The sequence below is a fragment of the Enterobacter sp. CPE_E863 genome (assembly GCF_046521465.1).
Taxonomy (GTDB): Bacteria; Pseudomonadota; Gammaproteobacteria; order Enterobacterales; family Enterobacteriaceae; genus Enterobacter; species Enterobacter adelaidei.
In genome coordinates this window covers 3,269,560-3,289,055 of the sequence record NZ_JBKFZX010000001.1, presented here as the reverse complement: position 1 = coordinate 3,289,055, position 19,496 = coordinate 3,269,560, and the positions used below count along the sequence as shown (strand labels likewise).

Genomic DNA, 19,496 nt, shown 5'->3' with positions numbered 1-19,496 from the left:
GGTTTTATGCAAACCGAACGTATGACCATGGCCCAGGCGCTGGTCAGATTCCTTAATCAACAATACGTTAGCGTTGATGGTAACGAAACGCCCTTTGTGGAGGGCGTGGCAACGATCTTTGGGCACGGTAACGTGCTCGGTATCGGCCAGGCGCTGGAGCAGGACCCCGGCCATCTGCAGGTGATGCAGGGCTGTAACGAGCAGGGGATTGCCCATATGGCGACGGGATTCGCCAAACAGCATCGCCGCCAGCGTATTTTTGCCGTCACCTCATCCGTTGGGCCTGGTGCTGCCAATATGGTGACGGCGGCCGCGACGGCCACGGCGAACCGTATTCCGCTCCTGCTGTTGCCGGGCGATATCTACGCCAGCCGTCAGCCGGACCCGGTGTTGCAGCAGATCGAGCAGTATCACGATCTCAGCATCAGTACCAACGACTGTTTCCGCCCGGTCTCCCGCTACTGGGACCGCATCAACCGTCCTGAACAGCTCATGAGCGCGATGTTAAGCGCGATGCGAACGCTTACTGACCCCGCAAATACAGGGGCAGTGACCATTTGCTTACCTCAGGATGTGCAGGGGAAGCCTGGGATTACCCCCTGAGTTTCTTTGCGCGTCGTGTGCATCATATTGAACGCCGTCCACCTGACCCGCAGCGGCTGGCGCAGGCTCAGGCATTGATTGCCCGCAAGTGCCGTCCGCTGGTGGTATGCGGCGGCGGCGTGCGTTACTCCGGTGCGCATGAGGCGTTACGGGAATTTGTTCAAACGCTGCAACTGCCGTTTGCCGAAACTCAGGCCGGAAAGGGGGCGCTGGTAAGCGATCACCCGCTTAATCTGGGGGGCGTCGGTGTGACGGGCGGAATGGCCGCCAACCAGCTTGCGCCGCAGGCTGACTTAGTAATTGGCATCGGCACGCGTCTTACTGATTTTACCACCGGCTCCAAGGCGCTCTTTTCCCATCCGGACGTCGAGTTCCTGCTGCTGAACGTGGCCGAGTTTGACGCCCTGAAGCTGGATGCCACCGCGCTGATTGCCGATGCCCAAACCGGGTTGACGGCCTTGACCCACGCGCTGAAAGATTATCGCAGCGGCTGGGGAGAGGCGATCGCTGAGGCGAAATCCGCCTGGCGCGACGAGTGCCGTCGCCTGTGGGATCGCCAGTGGCGTCCGGACGACGCGCCTGAAGTGGCAGGGCACCTTGATGCGCAGCTCATGGAATACGGTGAAACGCTCAACACCCGCCTGACCCAGACTCGGGTGCTTGGGCTGATCAACCAGCATGTTGAAGATAACGCCATCGTGGTGGGCGCGGCCGGTTCGCTGCCGGGAGATTTACAGCGCCTCTGGCAGATCAAAACGCCGGACAGTTACCACCTGGAGTACGGTTACTCCTGTATGGGGTACGAGGTCGCAGCGGCCATCGGCGCGAAGCTGGCAAAACCTCAGCAGCCGGTGTACGCCATGGTGGGTGATGGTTCGTACATGATGCTGCATTCAGAGCTGCAAACCGCCGTACAGGAGGGCATTAAGGTCACCATTCTGCTGTTTGATAACGCCAGCTTCGGCTGCATTAACAACCTGCAGATGGGGCACGGAATGGGGAGTTTTGGCACGGAAAACCGCTACCGCAACCCGAAAACGGGTCGGCTTGACGGGCCACTGGTGAAGGTCGATTTTGCGCAAAACGCGGAAAGCTACGGCTGTCGAGCATGGCGAGTTCATGACGAGCAAAGCCTGCTGACGGCGCTGGAAGCCTCGCGCGCCCACCCGGGGCCGACGCTCCTCGACATCAAAGTGCTGCCGAAAACGATGACCCATGATTACGCGTCATGGTGGCGAACCGGCGATGCGCAGGTGGCTGAGTCGCCAGCGGTGCGCCAGGCCGCCGAGCAAACGCAGGCTCAGGTGAAAAAAGCCCGTCAGTATTGAGATTTCCTGCCATAACGAAATTTTCATTTCATTTTTCTTTTTCCCCTCACCCTGACCCTCTCCCAACGGGAGAGGGGACGGTACGGTGCGGTTTTCACTCCCTCGCTCCTTTGTAATGGAGGGGCATACCTTCCTCCATGTTGTGAGATTGATAACAAAATTTATCTCATACATCTCAAAAGTGTTAACTCGCACTCAAAAACATAATTTTCACTATTTATAAAAATGAAATAAATGTTTTATTTATAGTGTCGTTAGTTCACAGCATTCACCAACACCGGGAGCCGTTATGTTTAACATTGCTTTACTGGGCGCTGGCCGAATTGGCCAGGTACATGCAGCTAACATCGCCAGCCACAGTGCGACCACGCTCTGGTCCGTGGTTGACCCGAATCAGGAATTCGCCACCCGTCTCGCCACGCAATATCAGGCGCGTCAGCAGAGCTTGGATGAGGCGATGACCGACCCGAACGTTCATGCCGTACTGATCGCCTCCGCGACCGACACCCACGCTGATCTGATTGAAATGGCCGCTCGTCACGGCAAAGCCATCTTCTGTGAAAAACCGGTACACCTTGATCTTGCCCGCGTACGCGACTGCCTGAAGGTGGTCAGGGAGTATGACGTACCGCTGTTCATCGGCTTTAACCGTCGCTTTGACCCGCAGTTCCGTCGCGTGAAAACCGACGCTCAGGCCGGGCGTATCGGCAAACCGGAATCGCTGCTGATCATCTCCCGCGATCCGTCCCCACCGCCTGCGGAGTACGTGCGTGTTTCCGGCGGCATGTTCCGCGATATGACCATTCACGACTTTGACATGGCGCGCTTCATCATGGGTGAAGAGCCGGTGTCGGTGTATGCCCAGGGCAGCAATCTGGTGGATCCGGCGATTGGCGAAGCGGGAGATATCGACACCGCGTTTATCGTTCTGAAGTACGCCTCCGGCGCGATGGCGACCATCGTCAACAGTCGCCGCTCTTCATACGGCTACGACCAGCGCCTGGAGCTGCACGGCTCCGAAGGGCTGCTGTGCGCGGGCAATATCCTTGAAAACCAGGTGCAGCACTACGGCAAACAGGGTTGCACCAGCGCGCTGCCGGAACACTTCTTCCTGCAACGCTACAAATCCGCTTACGCCGCGGAATGGGAACACTTTGTTGCGGTCCTGCGCGGCGAAGCGGTACCTGATTGCAGCGGCGATGATGGTGAACGTGCGCTGTACCTCGCGGATAAAGCGCTGGAATCACTGCGTTGCCAGCGCGAGATCGTCCTCTAAACACAACAACCCTACACAGAGAGACATAATAATGAAAAAACTGATCTTAGCCGCCCTCATCGTCATGACATCCGGGGCCGCCCTCGCCGAAAACGAGCAACTTGTTTTCAGTACACCAAACCTGGCCATGCCGTTTGAAGTTCACATGCAGCGCACGGCGGTGAAAGCCGCAAAAGAGATGGGCGTGAAACTTCAGGTACTGGACGGTCAGGGCAGCTCACCGAAGCAGGTGGCTGACCTGGAAAACGCCATCACCCGTGGTGCGCAGGGCTTTATCGTCTCCCCGAACGATGTGAACGCGGTCTCCAGTGCGGTAGATGAAATTCAGGATGCGAAGCTGCCGGTTGTGACGCTTGATCGCTCCGTCGATAGCCAGAAAAAAGTGCCGCACTTTGGCTCCAATAACTACAAGGGCGGCCAGGCGATTGGCGACTTCGTCAAAACTAAATTCCCCAACGGCGCAGACATCATTCTGTTGACCGGCCAGCCGGGCTCCTCCTCCAACATTGAACGCACCAAAGGGATCCGCGACAGCCTGAAGGCGGGTGGGGATAAGTACAAGATCGTCGCCGATCAGACCGGCAACTGGATGCGTTCGGAAGGGATGCGCATTGTCGAAAGCGTTCTGCCGTCGCTGCCGAAACGTCCGCAGGTGATCCTCTCCGCCAACGATGATATGGCGCTGGGGGCGATTGAAGCGCTGCAGAGCCAGGGTGTGAAGCCGGGCGAAATTCTGGTGACCGGCTTTGATGCGGTACCGGAAGCGCTGGCCCGCGTGCGCGACGGCTGGCTGGCGGTAACGGCGGATCAGCGCCCGGGCTTTGCGGTGACCACGGCGATGAGCCAGCTGGTGGCTAACGTACGTGAGAAAAAAGCCATCACCGGGGCGGACTATCCGCCGACGCTGATCACCAAAGAGAACCTGCAGCAGGCTGAGCGTATTGCTGAGGCCGGTAACTGATTTGTCCGGAGCCGCCGTACGGGCGGCTCCCCATAAATAAGGAGCAGGCTGATGTCGCAACCCTTACTGAAAGTAACCGACCTGGCAAAAAGCTTTTCCGGCGTATGGGCGCTGAGCAGCGCCCAGCTCACCGTCGGCACGGGTGAAATTCACGCTTTGCTGGGCGAAAACGGCGCCGGGAAATCCACGCTGTTGAAGGCACTCGCGGGCGCACAGCCGCAGACGCGCGGAGAGATCTGGTTCAACGGTGAAACGCTGCCGGTGGACGACTCCCCGGTAGAACGGCAGAACAAGGGCATTATCACCATCTATCAGGAATTCAACCTGCTGCCCAACATGACCGTCGCGGAAAACATGTTTCTCGGACGCGAACCGCGCAAACGTAACCTGATCGTCGACGAAAAAGCGGTCAATCAGGAAGCGCAGGTGATTCTCGATTATCTGCAACTGAATGTCGCACCGACCACGCCCGTCGCTCGTCTGAGCGTGGCCCAGCAGCAAATGGTGGAGATTGCCCGGGCGCTGACCCTCAATGCCAGGCTGATCATCATGGATGAACCCTCCGCCGCGCTGAGTGACAGCGAGGTGGAAAGCCTGCACCGCGTGGTGCGGGAGCTTAAAAACCGTGGCGTGAGCATTATTTATGTCACTCACCGCCTGCATGAAGTTTTCCAGCTTTGCGATCGTTTCACCGTTTTCCAGGATGGCCGTTTCACCGGCACCGGCGCGGTAGCGGAGACCAACGTAGAGCAGTTGATCCGCCTGATGGTAGGGCGTGACGTGGCCTTTAACCGCCGCCCTGCCAGCGAAACCCATCATCAAGACAAACCTGTCCGTTTGTCGGTGAAGGGGTTAAGCCGGGAAAAACCGCCGCTGGATCCACACGGTATCGCTCTGCATGACATCAGTTTCCACGTCCACGCCGGGGAAGTCTTAGGGATTGCCGGGCTGGTGGGGGCTGGCCGTACCGAGGTGGCGCGCTGCCTGTTTGGCGCTGACGCCTTTACTTCAGGCAGCTTTGAGCTGGACGGCGTGCCGTACCAGCCGCGCGACCCGCTTTATGCCCTCGATCAGGGGGTGGCACTGGTACCGGAAGACCGTAAGAAAGAGGGGGCGGTGCTGGGGCTGTCGATTCGCGACAACCTGTCGCTCTCCTGCCTCTCCTCGTTGCTGCAGTGGCGCTGGTTCGTGAATACCCGCAAAGAGGACGACCTGATTGAGTCTTACCGCCAGGCTCTGCAGATCAAAATGGTCAACAGCGCGCAGGAGGTGCGCAAGCTCTCTGGCGGCAACCAGCAGAAAGTGATCCTCGCGCGCTGCATGGCGCTCAACCCGCGGGTGCTGATTGTCGATGAGCCGACGCGTGGCATCGACGTCGGGACCAAATCGGAAGTGCACCAGGTGCTGTTTGATATGGCGAAAAAGGGCGTGGCGGTGATTGTGATCTCCTCCGATCTGCCTGAAGTGATGGCGGTGTCTGACCGGATCATCACGCTCAGTGAAGGCCGGGTAACTGGCGAGATCCACGGTGACGACGCTAACGAAGAACGGCTGATGACGATGATGGCCATCAACCACAACGCCCTGAACGCGGCATAACGGAGTTTCTCATGACGCAGATGATTTCTAAAACGCAGGCCCCGGTCAAACGCGCCGGACGCATCGATCCCATCGCCTTCTTCGAGCGCTTCGGGGTGCTGATTTTCATGATCCTGCTGCTGATCTTCTTCCAGTCGCAGAACAGCAACTTTTTCTCTGAACGCAATATTTTCAACATCCTGACCGAAGTCTCCATCTACGGAATTATGGCCGTGGGGATGACCTTCGTTATTCTGACCGCCGGGATCGACCTCTCCGTGGGCTCCATTCTGGCGGTGTGCGCCATGACCGCGGCCTACGTGATCAAAGGCGACAACTTCACCACCGTTGACCCGAACGCCTGGGGCGGCATGAGCTGGCTGATTGGGCTGGGGATCTGTCTGGCCATGGGCACGGCGATTGGTTTTCTGCACGGTCTGGGCGTCACCCGCCTGCGCCTGCCGCCGTTCATCGTCACCCTCGGCGGGATGACCATCTGGCGCGGCCTGACGCTGGTGATTAACGATGGCGCGCCGATCGCCGGTTTCGATCAGGGCTATCGTTGGTGGGGGCGCGGGGAGCTGCTCGGCATCTCCATTCCGATCTGGATCTTTGCCATCGTCGCCATCGGCGGTTATCTGGCGCTGCATAAAACCCGCTGGGGGCGCTTCGTCTACGCCATTGGTGGCAATCCGGAGGCGGCACGTCTGGCAGGAGTGAACGTGAAGCGCGTGCTGGTCAGCGTCTATGTGCTGATTGGCTGTCTGGCTGGGCTGGCGGGCTTCATCCTGAGCGCCCGTCTGGGGAGCGCCGAGGCGGTGGCCGGGATCTCCTTTGAGCTGCGCGTTATTGCTTCAGTAGTCATTGGCGGCACGTCGTTGATGGGCGGCTACGGACGCATCGGTGGCACGATTATCGGCTCCATCATCATGGGCATTCTGATTAACGGCCTGGTACTGATGAACGTCTCGGCCTACTACCAGCAAATTATCACCGGATTAATTATCGTTCTGGCGGTGGCATTCGACACCTATGCCAAGAGCCGTCGCGGCGCACTGTGAGGATCACGATGAAAGAGGTTCGTATTGGATTGATTGGCACCGGGTATATCGGCAAGGCGCATGCCATTGCCTATGCCCAGGCCCCGACGGTGTTCAACCTGCGCGGCAAACTGGTGCGTGAGATGGTGGCGGAGGTGAACCCGACGCTGGCGGCAGAGCGCGCGCAGGCGTTTGGCTTCAATCGCTCAACCGGTGACTGGCGGGCGCTGGTTGCCGACCCGGCCATTGATGTGGTGGATATTTGCTCCCCCAACCATCTGCATAAAGAGATGGCGCTGGAGGCGATCCGTCACGGCAAGCATGTTTACTCGGAGAAGCCGCTGGCGCTGAATGCCCACGACGCGCGCGAAATGGTCGACGCCGCGAAGCGGGCAGGGGTGAAAACGCTGGTGGGGTTCAACTACATGAAAAACCCGACGGCGCAGCTGGCGAAAGAGATTATTGCGCGCGGCGAAATTGGAGAGGTGATCCACTTCTACGGCACCCACAACGAAGACTATATGGCCGACCCGCTTTCCCCCATTCACTGGCACTGTTTTAAAGAAACCGCCGGACTGGGCGCACTGGGTGACCTGGCGGCGCATATCGTCAATATGGCCCAGTACCTGGTGGGGGAGATTGAGCAGGTTTGCGGCGATCTGAAGATTGTGGTGCCGGCACGTCCGGCGAAGGCCGGATCGTCGGAAATGGTCGCCGTGGAAAATGAAGATCAGGCCCACGCGATGGTGCGCTTCGCGGGTGGGGCGCAGGGCGTCATTGAAACTTCCCGCGTCGCCTGCGGCCGCAAGATGGGGCTTTCGTATGTGATCACCGGGACGAAAGGTGCCATCAGCTTCACCCAGGAGCGGATGGCGGAGCTGAAGCTTTATCTGCATGACGATCCGGTGAACCGTCAGGGGTTCCGCACGCTGCTGGTCGGCCCGGCACACCCGGACTACGGCGCGTTCTGTATGGGTGCAGGCCACGGTATTGGCTTTAACGATCAAAAAACGGTGGAAGTGCGTGACCTGGTAGACGGCATCGCCGCCGACGCGCCGATGTGGCCGGACTTCGAAGAGGGCTGGAAGGTCTCGCGCGTGCTGGACGCCATCGCACTCTCACACCAGCAAGGCCGCTGGCTGAACGTGAATGACATTGTCTGAAGAGGGTTCAACGTGGAAAAGCAGTTTGATGTGATATGCATGGGCCGCGTGGCGGTAGACCTCTACAGCCAGCAGATTGGTGCCCGTCTGGAGGATGTGTCGAGCTTCGCCAAATATCTCGGCGGCTCGTCCGGCAACGTGGCGTACGGCACCGCGCGTCAGGGCCTACGCTCGTCAATGCTGGCGCGTGTCGGCGATGAGCATATGGGACGTTTCCTGCGGGAAGAGTTAAACCAGGTGGGCTGCGATACCAGCCATCTGATCACCGATAAAGACCGCCTCACGGCGCTGGTGCTGCTCGGCATTAAAGACCGGGACACCTTTCCTCTGATTTTTTATCGCGATAACTGCGCGGATATGGCGATTACCGCCAGCGATGTGGACGAAAGCTACATTGCCTCCGCACGGTGTCTTGCCATCACCGGGACTCACCTTTCTCACCCGCAGACCCGCGAGGCGGTGCTGACGGCGCTGAATTACGCCCGCCGTCACGGCGTGCGCACGGTGCTGGACATCGACTACCGTCCGGTGCTGTGGGGGCTAACCTCCTTAGGCGACGGCGAAACGCGTTTTATCGCCGCCGATCAGGTCACCCGCGAGCTGCAGGAAGTGCTGCACCTCTTCGACGTCATTGTCGGCACCGAAGAGGAGTTTCATATTGCCGGGGGCAGCACCGATACGTTGCAGGCGCTGGCGCAGGTGCGCCACGTCAGCAAGGCGACACTGGTGTGCAAGCGCGGCGCGCTTGGATGCTCGGTGTATACCGATGCTATTCCCCCTCGGCTGGACGACGGCCTGACGGTGACCGGCGTGCGCGTGGAGGTGCTGAACGTCCTCGGCGCGGGGGATGCGTTTATGTCCGGCCTGCTGCGCGGTTATCTGAACGACGAGGGCTGGGAGCAGGCGTGCCGCTACGCCAACGCCTGTGGGGCGCTGGTGGTCTCGCGGCACGGCTGTGCGCCGGCGATGCCGAGCAAAATCGAGCTGGATGATTACCTCTCCCGCGCCGCGCTCGTTCCACGCCCGGATCTCGACCCGCGTCTAAACCATCTGCACCGGGTGACCACCCGCCGCCGCGAGTGGCCGGAGCTGTGCGTGATGGCCTTCGATCACCGCAGCCAGCTTGAGGATATGGCGCTGCAATGCGGCGCGTCGCTCAAACGCATTCCGGCCCTGAAGCAGCTGATCCTGCAGGCCAGCCGCGAGGCGGCAAGCTCTGCCGGGCTGGAGGGGAAAGCCGGCCTGCTGTGCGACGGTACCTTTGGTCAGGATGCGCTGAACGCCATCACCGGGGAAGGGTGGTGGATTGGTCGTCCCATTGAACTGCCGGGATCGCGTCCGCTGGAGATGGAGCACGGCAACATTGGTACCCAGCTTATCAGCTGGCCGCAGGAGCACGTGGTGAAGTGCCTGGTCTTTTTCCATCCGGAAGATGCCCACGGCCTGCGTCTGGAGCAGGAGCAGAAAATCGCTGAGGTGTACCACGCCTGCTGTCAGTCCGGACATGAACTGCTGCTGGAGGTGATATTGCCCGCCAGCATGCCGCGCAGCGACGAGCTCTACCTGCGCGCCATTTCCCGTTTCTACAACCTGGGCATCTACCCCGACTGGTGGAAACTGCCGCCGCTCTCTGCCGGGGGCTGGACGGCGCTGAGCGAGATTATCGCGCGCCGGGACCCGCACTGTCGCGGCGTGGTAATCCTGGGTCTGGATGCTCCGGCAGAACAGCTGCGTGCCGACTTCAAAGCCGCATCGGGACAGGCGCTGGTAAAAGGCTTCGCCGTGGGACGCACGCTGTTTGGCGATGCCTCCCGCGCATGGCTGAAACACGATATTGACGATGCGCAGCTGGTGGCGCGCATTCGGGACAACTACCTGCAGCTTATCGCCTGGTGGCGCGAGCGCGGACACGCATAATGGAGACGACAATGAGTGTACAACTGGGCATCAACCCGCTGACGTGGACGAACGACGATCTGCCTTCACTGGGCGCAGAGACATCTCTGGAGACCTGCCTGAGCGAAGGGAAAGAGGCCGGATTCGCGGGGTTCGAACTGGGTAATAAATTCCCACGTGAAGCGCGCCTGCTCGGCCCCATCCTGCAGCGTCACGACCTGCAGCTGATCTCCGGCTGGTATTCCGGCCGCCTGCTGGAACGCAGCGTTGAAGACGAGATTGCTGCCGTGCAGTCCCACCTGACGCTGCTGCGCGAGCTGGGGGCGAAGGTGCTGGTTTTTGCGGAAGTGAGCGGCTGCATTCACGGCGAGCAGCAGACGCCGGTTCACCTGCGCCCGCGTTTCCCGCAGGAACGCTGGAAAGAGTATGGCGAGAAGCTCACCGAATTTGCCCGCTATACGCAGCAGCAGGGAGTACAGATTGCCTACCATCATCATATGGGCACGGTGATTGAGTCCGCTGAAGACGTGGACAACCTGATGATCCACACTGGCGATGCGGTGGGGTTACTGCTGGATACCGGCCACCTGACCTTTGCCGGGGCCGATCCGCTGGCGGTGGCGCAGCGCTGGGTGTCGCGCATCAACCACGTTCACTGCAAAGACGTGCGTGCCGACGTGCTGGCGGACGTCAAAAACCGCAAAACCAGTTTCCTCGATGCGGTGCTGAGCGGCGTGTTTACCGTGCCGGGCGACGGCTGCGTGAACTACCCGCCGATCATGCGACTGCTGAAAGCGCAGGACTATCACGGCTGGCTGGTGGTGGAGGCCGAGCAGGACCCGGCGATTGCCCATCCGCTGACCTACGCCCGTCTGGGGTATAACAACCTGAGCCGCCTGGCGCGCGACGCCGGGCTTATCTGAGGAGGTGCCATGTCACGTCTGTTATCGCGCTGGCAACAGCCGAACGTTGAGGGGCGGACTCAGTCCGTCACGCCGGAAAGCGCCGGTTGGGGGTATGTCGGCTTTGAGACGTATGAGCTGCAGGAGGGGCAGACGCTGACGCTGCCCGCCGTCAGCGAAGAGCGCTGCCTGGTATTGGTGGCCGGGCGCGCTTCCATTAGCACGCCTTCTGCACAGTTTACTGACATCGGCGAGCGGATGAGCCCGTTCGAGCGCATCAAACCCTGGGCGGTGTACGTCACCTCACAGGAGACGGTGCAGGTGAAGGCGCTAACGAAAGTCGAGCTGGCGGTCTGCGCCGCGCCCGGCAAAGGGACGTACCCGACGCGGCTGATAGCCCCGCAGGATATTGACGGCGAAGCGCGTGGTAAGGGCCACAACCAGCGCTACGTGCATAACATCCTGCCGGAAAACAAACCCGCCGACAGCCTGCTGGTGGTGGAGGTCTGGACCAACGAAGGCTGTACCAGCTCGTACCCGAGCCATAAGCACGACACGGACAACCCGCCGCAGGAGACCTATCTGGAGGAGACCTATTACCATCGCCTCAACCCGGGACAGGGATTCTGCATGCAGCGTGTTTACACCGACGACAGAACGCTGGATGAGTGTATGGCGGTCTACAACCGGGATGTGGTCATGGTGCCGAAGGGCTATCACCCGGTGGCGACAATGGCCGGGTATGACAGCTACTACCTCAACGTGATGGCCGGGCCGGTGCGCAAATGGATGTTCACCTGGGAAGAGGACCACGCGTGGATTAATCGGGATTATCCCGCAGAGAGGGGGGACTGAGACGGCCTTTCTTGTCGGGTGGCGCTGCGCTTACCCGACCTACGAAATCGTAGGCCCGTGCAAGCGTAGCGCCGCCGGGCGAATTTTTCTCAGTGCATCCGCCTTGCCTGCTCAATCGTCCGGGCGATAGCCTCCGGCTGGCTCACCATCGACACGTGGCTTGCCGTCACCTCGACGGTTTTCGCATGGATCGTCTTCGCCATCGCGCGCTCAAGAGCGGGGTTGATCATTCGGTCATTCTTGCTGACCACAAACCAGCTCGGTTTCTCGTGCCACGCCGCGTGGGCAACCTTTTCACCAAACGCCTCGACCTTAATTGGCCCCTGCGTGGCTGCAATCGTATCTTGAATGGCTGGCTTCACGTCAGGCGCGAAGTCCTTCCTGACGGCTTCTGTCGGCAGGTATAAATAGCCGTCCGCCGTTTTAGCAATGCCCGCACTGCCCGGCGGGGCAGGATAGCTTCCTGCCAGATCCGCCGTCGACTGACCGGAATCCGGCGCGAACGCCGCCACGTACACCAGCGATTTAACCCGCGCATCGTTGCCTGCTTCGCTAATCACGGTGCCTCCCCAGGAGTGGCCCACCAGCACCACATTCCCGTGTGCACGGGCGATGGCTCGCTGCGTGGCCGCTACGTCATCTTTTAGCGATGTCAGCGGCAACTGGACGGCTATAACCTCGGTGTGTTGTTTTTGCAAAAGAGTAATCACCTTATTCCAGCTGCTGCCGTCGGCAAACGCGCCATGCACCAGCACCACGCTGGTTTTACTCTCCGCCAAAGCACTGGCCGAAATCGCCAGCAAACCCGCTGTCAGTAACGATAATGCTTTCATCTTCAGGCTCCTCAGAAATGGTGGACCGGCGCATGCGCTGGCACGGTGAATTCAAGAGTTTTATGGTCAAGAGGCTTATGCGTTGGGTCGGCCAGAATAATGGTCACCTTGTGTTTTCCAGCGGGCGGTTGTGGGTGTTCCAGCGGCGCAACGGCGGCGGGACCGTTAACGTCAGTGGCGCTGAGGTTGTCCAGAGGGGCGGCCTGGACATATGCGACGGATGCCAGGGCGAGTAGGGGGAAAAGTGTGTATCGACGAATCATCGGTGTCTCTCCTCATCGGTTCTGAATGACGACAGGGAAAGAAAACCATTTTTATGTATCAGAGATATTTGCCGGAGGCGGCGTTTTGTACCCGTTTGTCAGCGTGGCGCTGTGGATACAGTGCGATACAGTTTGCCGGGCTGCAGGATAAGATCCTTAGCAAAGGGATTGCAGGCATTATTCAAAGAGTGCAAAACCCTCCGGCGGCCTAGCGGTCAGCGGTGTCGACGGTCAGACTGGATTGCTGTGACTGGGTCTTATCCTGATGGTGATACCAGGCGCCAATCGAAGAGTAAACGAAGCGGCCAAAGAAAAACAGGAAGCTGATGAGCAGTATGATGCGGGTCATTCGGGTGTTAAATCGATGTCGTTTGCGCATACGCGTGGCCTGACTCACTGTGTTTTTCCTGGACATGCCCTTTTGGGCGATAGGGATATTAAGGCACAGCGGGAAGAGGGGGTCAATTCTGCAATGTGTAAATAACCGTCAATAGTTACATTAATTAATGTTATTAGAGTTAATAATTACATTTACCATATTGATAATGTGAAGAAAATTATTGCAAAAAAATCGGCAGAAAAGGTTGTTTGCGTAAAGTAGTTTGATTTAAGTCAACGGATTCCCTGTCCTGATATTTAAAATCCTCCCTCCACACTGTTCGCCCTCAACGTTGCCGGGCGGCTCGCACGTCAGGTCGGATGCCTGTCTTTATTTTCCCTCTGGAGAGAAAGGGGTTTAACCGGGCATCTATGAACATTATTGCTTTTCTGAAAAACAATGAAGACCGCTGGTGGGCATTGCCGCTTATTTTACCTGTGGTTTTACTCCCCGTGCTGAGCGTCGCGAATACGTTCACGAAACTGGGCGAAGGTATTGTGGCGCTCTATTATTTACCCCTCTCATTTTTGCTTTCGCTGATGATGTTCTTTGGCCTGGAAGCGCTTCCCGGGATCGCGTTGTCGCTGTTTATCCGCTATTACCCATCGGTTGGGCTGTTTGAAACCGTCGCCGGTATGCTTCATTTTATCGTCCCGATAGTGCTCAGTTGGGGGGGATACCGGGTGTTTGCTCCCGGACGCAATATGACGGCGTACGGGGACACCCGGCTGATGGCGCAGCGCATTTTCTGGCAGGTTTTCTGCCCCGCGACGCTATTTCTGGTGCTGTTTCAGTTTGCGGTTTATCTGGGTGTGTACGAGAGTCGCCAGAGCCTTGCGGGATTATCCCCCCTTAATATTCGTACGCTCATTAACTATCAGACACTGCTGGTCAGCGGGCTGACGGGGGTACCGTTGAGCTATCTGCTGATCCGTCTGATTCGCCATCCGCGTTACATCAAAAACCTCATCTCGCAGATCCGTATGCAGATAGAGAAAAAGGTGACGGTCGCTGAGTTTTTGATTTGGGCATTTGCCCTTGGCGGGCTGCTTTTGCTGCTGTTGCTCCCCATGAATGAAAACAGCTCAATTTTTTCCACCAACTACACCCTGTCGTTATTGATGCCGGTGATGCTCTGGGCCGCAATGCGCTTTGGTTATAAGCTGGTGTCACTGATCTGGACGCCAGTCTTGCTGGTGTCCATTCACTATTTTTACCGCTATATCCCGTTGCATCAGGGTTATGACATTCAACTGGCGATCACCTCTTCCAGCTATCTGGTCTTTTCGTTTGTGGTGATTTACATGTCGATGCTGGCGACGCATCAGCGTACCGTGAATCAACGCTCCCGCAGACTGGCGCTACTCGACCCTGTCGTACATATGCCTAACCTGCGGTCGTTATTAAACGATCTGGCTAAAAACCCCTGGTCGGCGCTTTGTTTGCTGCGTATTCCTGAACTGGAAATTTTGGGGCGAAATTACGGCGTGTTGCTGCGCATTTTGTACAAACAGCAGCTGGCGCAATGGATTAATGACAAACTCCAGTCCAATGAGAAGGTCTACCACCTGACCGGGTGCGACCTGGCGATTCGACTCAACGCGGAATCCCACCAGCAGCGGATTGAAACCCTGGATGAGCATATCAAACAGTTCCGCTTTGTCTGGGATGGTATGCCGCTACAGCCTCAGGTGGGTGTGAGCTACTGCTATGTGCGGTCACCGGTGAACCATCTCCATCTGGTCCTGGGGGAGCTGGGGATGGTTGCGGACTTGTCGCTTTCCTCCAACCACCCCGAAAATCTTCAGCAGCGTGGCGCTGTCCATTTGCAGCGTAGCCTGAAGGATAAAGTCGCAATGATGAGCCGTCTGCAGAGGGCTCTCGAGAACAACGCATTTATGCTGTTAGTGCAGCCTGTTTGCGGCCAGCGGGGCGATCGCTACCACGAAGTCTTGCTGCGGATGCAGGATGCAAATGGGGGATTGATCTCCCCCGACCAATTCCTGCCCGTTGCGCAGGAGTTTGGTTTGTCATCGCGGGTGGATTTATGGGTGCTGGACCACACGCTACGCGTTCTGGCAACACATCGCGAAAGGCTGCCCGGCCAGCGGTTTGCCATTAATCTGGCCCCTTCAACCGTTTGCAGAGTGCAGTTCCCGCTTGAGGTAAGTCGTTTGCTGACGAAATACGCCATCGAACCGTGGCAACTGATCTTTGAGGTGACGGAGTGCAGCACGTTCGGCAGTGCTGAGCAGGCACAACAGATCCTCGGTCAGTTGCAGAAGATGGGGGTACGCATTGCCATTGATGATTTTGGTACCGGCTATGCGAGCTATGCCCGGCTGAAAAGCGTGGACGCTGATATTCTCAAAATCGACGGCAGTTTTGTGCAGAACATCGTTAACAACAGTCTGGATTATCAGATAGTGGCGTCAATCTGCCATCTGGCGCGAATGAAGAAAATGCTGGTGGTGGCAGAATATGTCGAAACTGAAGAGATACGTAGCGCGGTTCACGCGCTAGGTATTGATTATGTGCAGGGATACCTGATTGGCAGACCGGTCGCACTGGAATCACTGCTGGAGGCAGAGGCGTCCTGTGCGGACGCCTGAGCCGTTACGCGGCGACGTCGGCACTCTCTTCTTCGATTTTGAGTAGCCAGCCGGTGACCGCTTCCCAGTACTGCTGCTCTTTTTCCAGGTCCAGCAGGACCAGCGCGTTCTGGCTAAACCAGTCGTGCGGGAAGCTCAGCGTCCAGTGGTGGTCGTCGGTTTTCAGCTTCAGTGTTGGCGGTGTGGTGGTGGCCTGACGCTGATTATTAAGCAGCACGCCCAGACGCAGGAGCTGAATAAGCGGCAGGAACTGCTTTTTCTTGAACAGCGTGAAGCGAGGCAGATCGTCGAGCTTGATGGCTTTGCGGTGATAACGCACCAGCGTGGCCATCATGGTCTGCTGCTCCTGGTTGAAGCCTGGTAAATCGCTGTTTTGCAGAATGTACGCTGAGTGGCGATGCATCCCGCTGTGGTTAATGTTCAGTCCCACTTCATGCAGCATTGCTGCCCATTTCAGCAGGGCGGCAAGCTGCGGATGCGCCAGCTTAGGATTTTGTTCCTGCCATTGGTCGTACATCTGAACGGTCGTTTCCAGCACGCGCTTTGCCTGCTCACGATCGATGTTGTACTGGTTTGCCAGGCTTTGTGCAGTGCGGCTGCGAATATCCTGATGGCGGAAACGGCCTTCCATCTCATACAGCACACCTTCACGCAGGGCGCCGTCAGAAAGACGCAGCTCCTTGATGGCCAGCGCATCAAATACGCCGCAGAGGATAGCCAGACCCGGCACAAACACCGCTTTACGCTCGTCGGAAAGACCCGGCAGGCTCAAGGCGTCAAAACTTTTATGCTTTAGCACTTCTTCAGTCAGCAATATCAGGCGTTCAGGCGTGATAAACCCGTCTTTCTCGCCCATCGCCAGCAGCACTTCATGGGCCGCTTTGATGGTACCCGATGCGCCCAGCGCCACATTCCAGCCCTGAATACGGTACTGCCAGGCGAGGTTTTCCAGTTTCTGGATGGCGGCCATACGCGCCCGCTGGAAGTTTTCACGGGTGATGGTGCCACCCGGGAAATACATCTGCGCGAAGCTGACGCAGCCCATACGACGACTTTCCACCAGACGCGGCTCAAAGTCTTCGCCGATTACCAGCTCAGTTGAACCGCCGCCAATGTCGATCACCAGCTTGCGCCCTTTTTCCGGCTGGGTGTGCTCAACCCCCATGAAAATCAGACGCGCTTCCTCGTTACCGGAGATGATCTCAATCGGGTAGGGGATCACTTTTTCGGCCCGCTTGAGAAATTCAGGCGCGTTCAGCGCCTGGCGCAGGGTGTGGGTGCCCACGATGCAGACGCTGGAAGGCGAGAAGCCCTGCAGACGTTCGGCAAACAGCGACAGGCAGTTCAGGCCGCGCTCCATTGCCTCTTCGCTAAGCATGCTGCGTTCATCAAGACCGTCCGCCAGGTGTACACGCTGCTTCAGACGACCGATGATCTGCAGCGCTCCATCCACCTCACGGGCGATGACCATGTGGAAACTGTTAGAGCCAAGATCGACCGCGGCGAATTCCTGCGGGCGTGGGGTCTTATCATTTATCGGCATAGGTTAATCGGGTTGCTCGAGTGATTTGATATAGTCGTAAATCGCCAGTTGCGACCGCACTTTACGGCGGTTGCCGCGCGGTACATAGCGGTTACTGAGTTCTTTGTCGATATAGCGTGCTTTCACCGTATCGCTGAACAGAATCTCGATGATGTCGAGGATCTGCTGCTTCAGTCGCGGATCCAGCAGCGGTGCTGCGACTTCAATTCGATAGTCAATATTGCGTGTCATCCAGTCTGCAGAAGAGAGGTAAACCTGTTTGTCACCCGCATTATCGAAAATATAGACGCGATCGTGTTCCAGGTAACGGTCAACAATGCTGATGACGCGAATATTGTCGCTGATGCCTTCCAGTTCAGGGATCAGGGAGCACATACCGCGGATCAGCAGGTTAACCGGTACGCCGGAACAGGACGCCGCGTACAGGCGGTCCACCAGCCCTTTGTCGACCAGATTGTTGAGCTTCAGCGTAATGCCGGATGACAGCCCTTTCTGGGCATTGGCGATCTCTTTATCGATCATATCGTACAGCAGGCGGCGCGAGTTCTGCGGCGAGACCAGCAGATAGTCGAAGCTTACCGGACGGTACGGGTTCTCAATAAAGTTAAAGACCCGACGCACCTCGTTAGTGATGCGGGCATCGGCGGTCAGCAGCGAGTAGTCGGTATAAATTCGTGCGGTTTTCTCGTTGAAGTTCCCGGTACCGATGTGGGCATAACGCACCACGTCGTCACCCTCTTTACGGGAGATCAGGAACAGCTTGGCGTGAATTTTCAGGCCTGGAGCAGAGAAAATAACGTGAACACCTGCTTCCGTCAGACGACGAGCCCAGTGAATGTTGGCTTCTTCGTCGAAACGGGCCTGCAACTCAACGACCACGGTCACTTTCTTACCGTTGTGCGCGGCATGGATCATGGCATCGATGATGCGTGAATCTTTGGCCACGCGGTAGATGTTGATCTTGATAGCCAGCACGTTCGGGTCGAAAGAGGCCTGGCGCAGCAGTTCCAGCACGTGTTCAAACGTGTGATACGGATAGTAGAGCAGGACATCGCGTTCACGGATGGCATCGAATCCGTTGCGGAATTTATCGAACCAGATATGACGTAACCGCGGTAGCGGTTTGTTGACCAGATTGGCTTTGCCGACGTTCGGGAAGCCAATAAAGTCTTTAAAGTTGTGGTAGCGACCGCCCGGTACAATGGAGTCATAGCGGGAAATCGTCAGTTTTTCGCGCAGCATTTCAACCATGGCGTCTGGCATGTCACGCTGATAAACGAAGCGCACCGGCTCGGCCGTCAAACGCTGTTTCAGGCTGGAAGACATCAGCTCCATCAGGCTGGCTTCCATCTCGTGCACCAGGTCATATTCGGCGTCACGGGTCATCTTCATGGAATAGGCGTTTAATGCATCGTAATCGAAGAAGCCTTTGAAGATATCGTCCAGACAGTAGCGCAGGATGTTATCCAGCAGGATCATCGGTTTGCGTCTGCGCGGGGTTTCCGGCGGCAGGTTCACAAAGCGCGGCACCTTGTCGGACGGGATCTCAAGCAGCGCGTAGCGGATCGAATCACCGCGGATAATTTCCACCGCCAGGTAGGTGTAGTCATCTTTCAGGAACTGCACCAGGTCGGTTTCGCGGTTGATCAGAATCGGGGTGATGTGCTGACGCAGATACTGTTTGAAGTAATGGCGCAGCCAGTTTTGTTGGTTAACGGAAAGCTGTCGTTCGTTAATCAGGAAGATTTGATTGCGCGCCATTTCCAGCAGCAGTTCGTTATACAGGCCATCAAATTCCTGATCGGCTTTCAACACACGGGACTGGATTTTGCCCAGCAGATGCCGCGAGTGAGAGTTTAGGCCCTGTTCTTCGCTGATGATGATTCGCCGTTTCAGCTCGGCAAAACGAACCTTGTAGAACTCATCCAGGTTGTTGGAGTAAATACCCAAAAAACGCATGCGCTCGATAAGCGGGTTACTTTTGTCAGCCGCTTCCTGGAGTACACGTTCGTTGAATGCTAACCAGCTTAGCTCTTTCTCGATATATAACTTTTCCTGACCCATTACAGCTCACACTCCAGTTCAATCACAGGACGTGGTAAATCCGTCTCGTCCTTATTATGGCGAGCATTTCCACGATATGTCCAACAGTGCCAGAAAAGTATGACAGTTATTTTTTTTGTTGGGGATTTTAGAGGGTTGGAGAAGGGAATATCGGGTAATGCAATTTGTAAGTCGGGTAGGCGTAGCGCCACCCGACATAA

14 protein-coding genes and 1 pseudogene are annotated in these 19,496 nt (G+C 57.5%); 10 read left to right on the top strand and 5 right to left on the bottom strand.

Annotation, left to right across the window (positions count from 1 at the left end):
* Window positions 1-6: 6 nt before the first annotated feature.
* From iolD to iolB, 9 genes and pseudogenes are all read left to right on the top strand, one after another.
* Window positions 7-1,931, top strand: a pseudogene (iolD, locus tag ACLHV8_RS16205) (3D-(3,5/4)-trihydroxycyclohexane-1,2-dione acylhydrolase (decyclizing)).
* 289 nt (window positions 1,932-2,220) lie between these two features.
* On the top strand, window positions 2,221-3,207 hold the full coding sequence (iolG, locus tag ACLHV8_RS16200; protein ID WP_208594479.1) for an inositol 2-dehydrogenase: 987 nt from the start codon (window positions 2,221-2,223) through the stop codon (window positions 3,205-3,207).
* 31 nt (window positions 3,208-3,238) lie between these two features.
* On the top strand, window positions 3,239-4,168 hold the full coding sequence (locus ACLHV8_RS16195; protein WP_410376984.1) for a sugar ABC transporter substrate-binding protein: 930 nt from the start codon (window positions 3,239-3,241) through the stop codon (window positions 4,166-4,168).
* Between the two features lie 51 nt (window positions 4,169-4,219).
* On the top strand, window positions 4,220-5,767 hold the full coding sequence (locus ACLHV8_RS16190; protein WP_129324013.1) for a sugar ABC transporter ATP-binding protein: 1,548 nt from the start codon (window positions 4,220-4,222) through the stop codon (window positions 5,765-5,767).
* Window positions 5,768-5,778: 11 nt separating this feature from the next.
* Window positions 5,779-6,807: an ABC transporter permease gene (locus tag ACLHV8_RS16185; RefSeq protein WP_049005552.1), complete on the top strand. Its 1,029-nt coding sequence runs from the start codon at window positions 5,779-5,781 to the stop codon at window positions 6,805-6,807.
* Between the two features lie 8 nt (window positions 6,808-6,815).
* Window positions 6,816-7,949, top strand: coding sequence for a Gfo/Idh/MocA family protein (locus ACLHV8_RS16180; RefSeq protein ID WP_028016113.1), 1,134 nt, complete (start codon window positions 6,816-6,818; stop codon window positions 7,947-7,949).
* 12 nt (window positions 7,950-7,961) lie between these two features.
* Window positions 7,962-9,866, top strand: coding sequence for a bifunctional 5-dehydro-2-deoxygluconokinase/5-dehydro-2-deoxyphosphogluconate aldolase (locus tag ACLHV8_RS16175; RefSeq protein WP_208594482.1), 1,905 nt, complete (start codon window positions 7,962-7,964; stop codon window positions 9,864-9,866).
* Between the two features lie 11 nt (window positions 9,867-9,877).
* On the top strand, window positions 9,878-10,768 hold the full coding sequence (iolE, locus tag ACLHV8_RS16170; RefSeq protein WP_208594483.1) for a myo-inosose-2 dehydratase: 891 nt from the start codon (window positions 9,878-9,880) through the stop codon (window positions 10,766-10,768).
* A gap of 9 nt (window positions 10,769-10,777) precedes the next feature.
* Entirely contained in the window at window positions 10,778-11,602 is an 825-nt protein-coding gene (gene iolB / locus ACLHV8_RS16165; protein ID WP_208594484.1) for a 5-deoxy-glucuronate isomerase, read from the top strand.
* 89 nt (window positions 11,603-11,691) lie between these two features.
* Here the strand turns inward: iolB and ACLHV8_RS16160 are convergent, their stop codons facing one another.
* The 3 genes from ACLHV8_RS16160 to ACLHV8_RS16150 form a co-directional block, all read right to left on the bottom strand.
* Window positions 11,692-12,435: an alpha/beta fold hydrolase gene (locus ACLHV8_RS16160; protein ID WP_108090883.1), complete on the bottom strand. Its 744-nt coding sequence runs from the start codon at window positions 12,433-12,435 to the stop codon at window positions 11,692-11,694.
* Window positions 12,436-12,446: 11 nt separating this feature from the next.
* On the bottom strand, window positions 12,447-12,698 hold the full coding sequence (locus ACLHV8_RS16155) for a DUF6130 family protein (protein ID WP_108090882.1): 252 nt from the start codon (window positions 12,696-12,698) through the stop codon (window positions 12,447-12,449).
* Between the two features lie 208 nt (window positions 12,699-12,906).
* Window positions 12,907-13,095 carry a YfgG family protein gene (locus ACLHV8_RS16150; RefSeq protein ID WP_028016118.1) on the bottom strand — a complete coding sequence of 63 codons (189 nt, stop codon included), beginning with the start codon at window positions 13,093-13,095 and terminating at the stop codon, window positions 12,907-12,909.
* A 353-nt stretch (window positions 13,096-13,448) separates the two neighbouring features.
* Here ACLHV8_RS16150 and ACLHV8_RS16145 point away from each other — a divergent pair, with 353 nt between their 5' ends.
* Window positions 13,449-15,689 carry an EAL domain-containing protein gene (locus ACLHV8_RS16145; RefSeq protein ID WP_208594485.1) on the top strand — a complete coding sequence of 747 codons (2,241 nt, stop codon included), beginning with the start codon at window positions 13,449-13,451 and terminating at the stop codon, window positions 15,687-15,689.
* A gap of 4 nt (window positions 15,690-15,693) precedes the next feature.
* On the opposite strand, the gene ppx is transcribed toward ACLHV8_RS16145, so the two are convergent.
* Both ppx and ppk1 read right to left on the bottom strand, forming a co-directional pair.
* A complete protein-coding gene (gene ppx / locus ACLHV8_RS16140) occupies window positions 15,694-17,232 on the bottom strand; it encodes an exopolyphosphatase (protein WP_028016120.1) in 1,539 nt (512 codons plus the stop codon).
* Between the two features lie 3 nt (window positions 17,233-17,235).
* Entirely contained in the window at window positions 17,236-19,296 is a 2,061-nt protein-coding gene (gene ppk1 / locus ACLHV8_RS16135; RefSeq protein WP_208594486.1) for a polyphosphate kinase 1, read from the bottom strand.
* Between the last annotated feature and the right edge of the window lie 200 nt (window positions 19,297-19,496).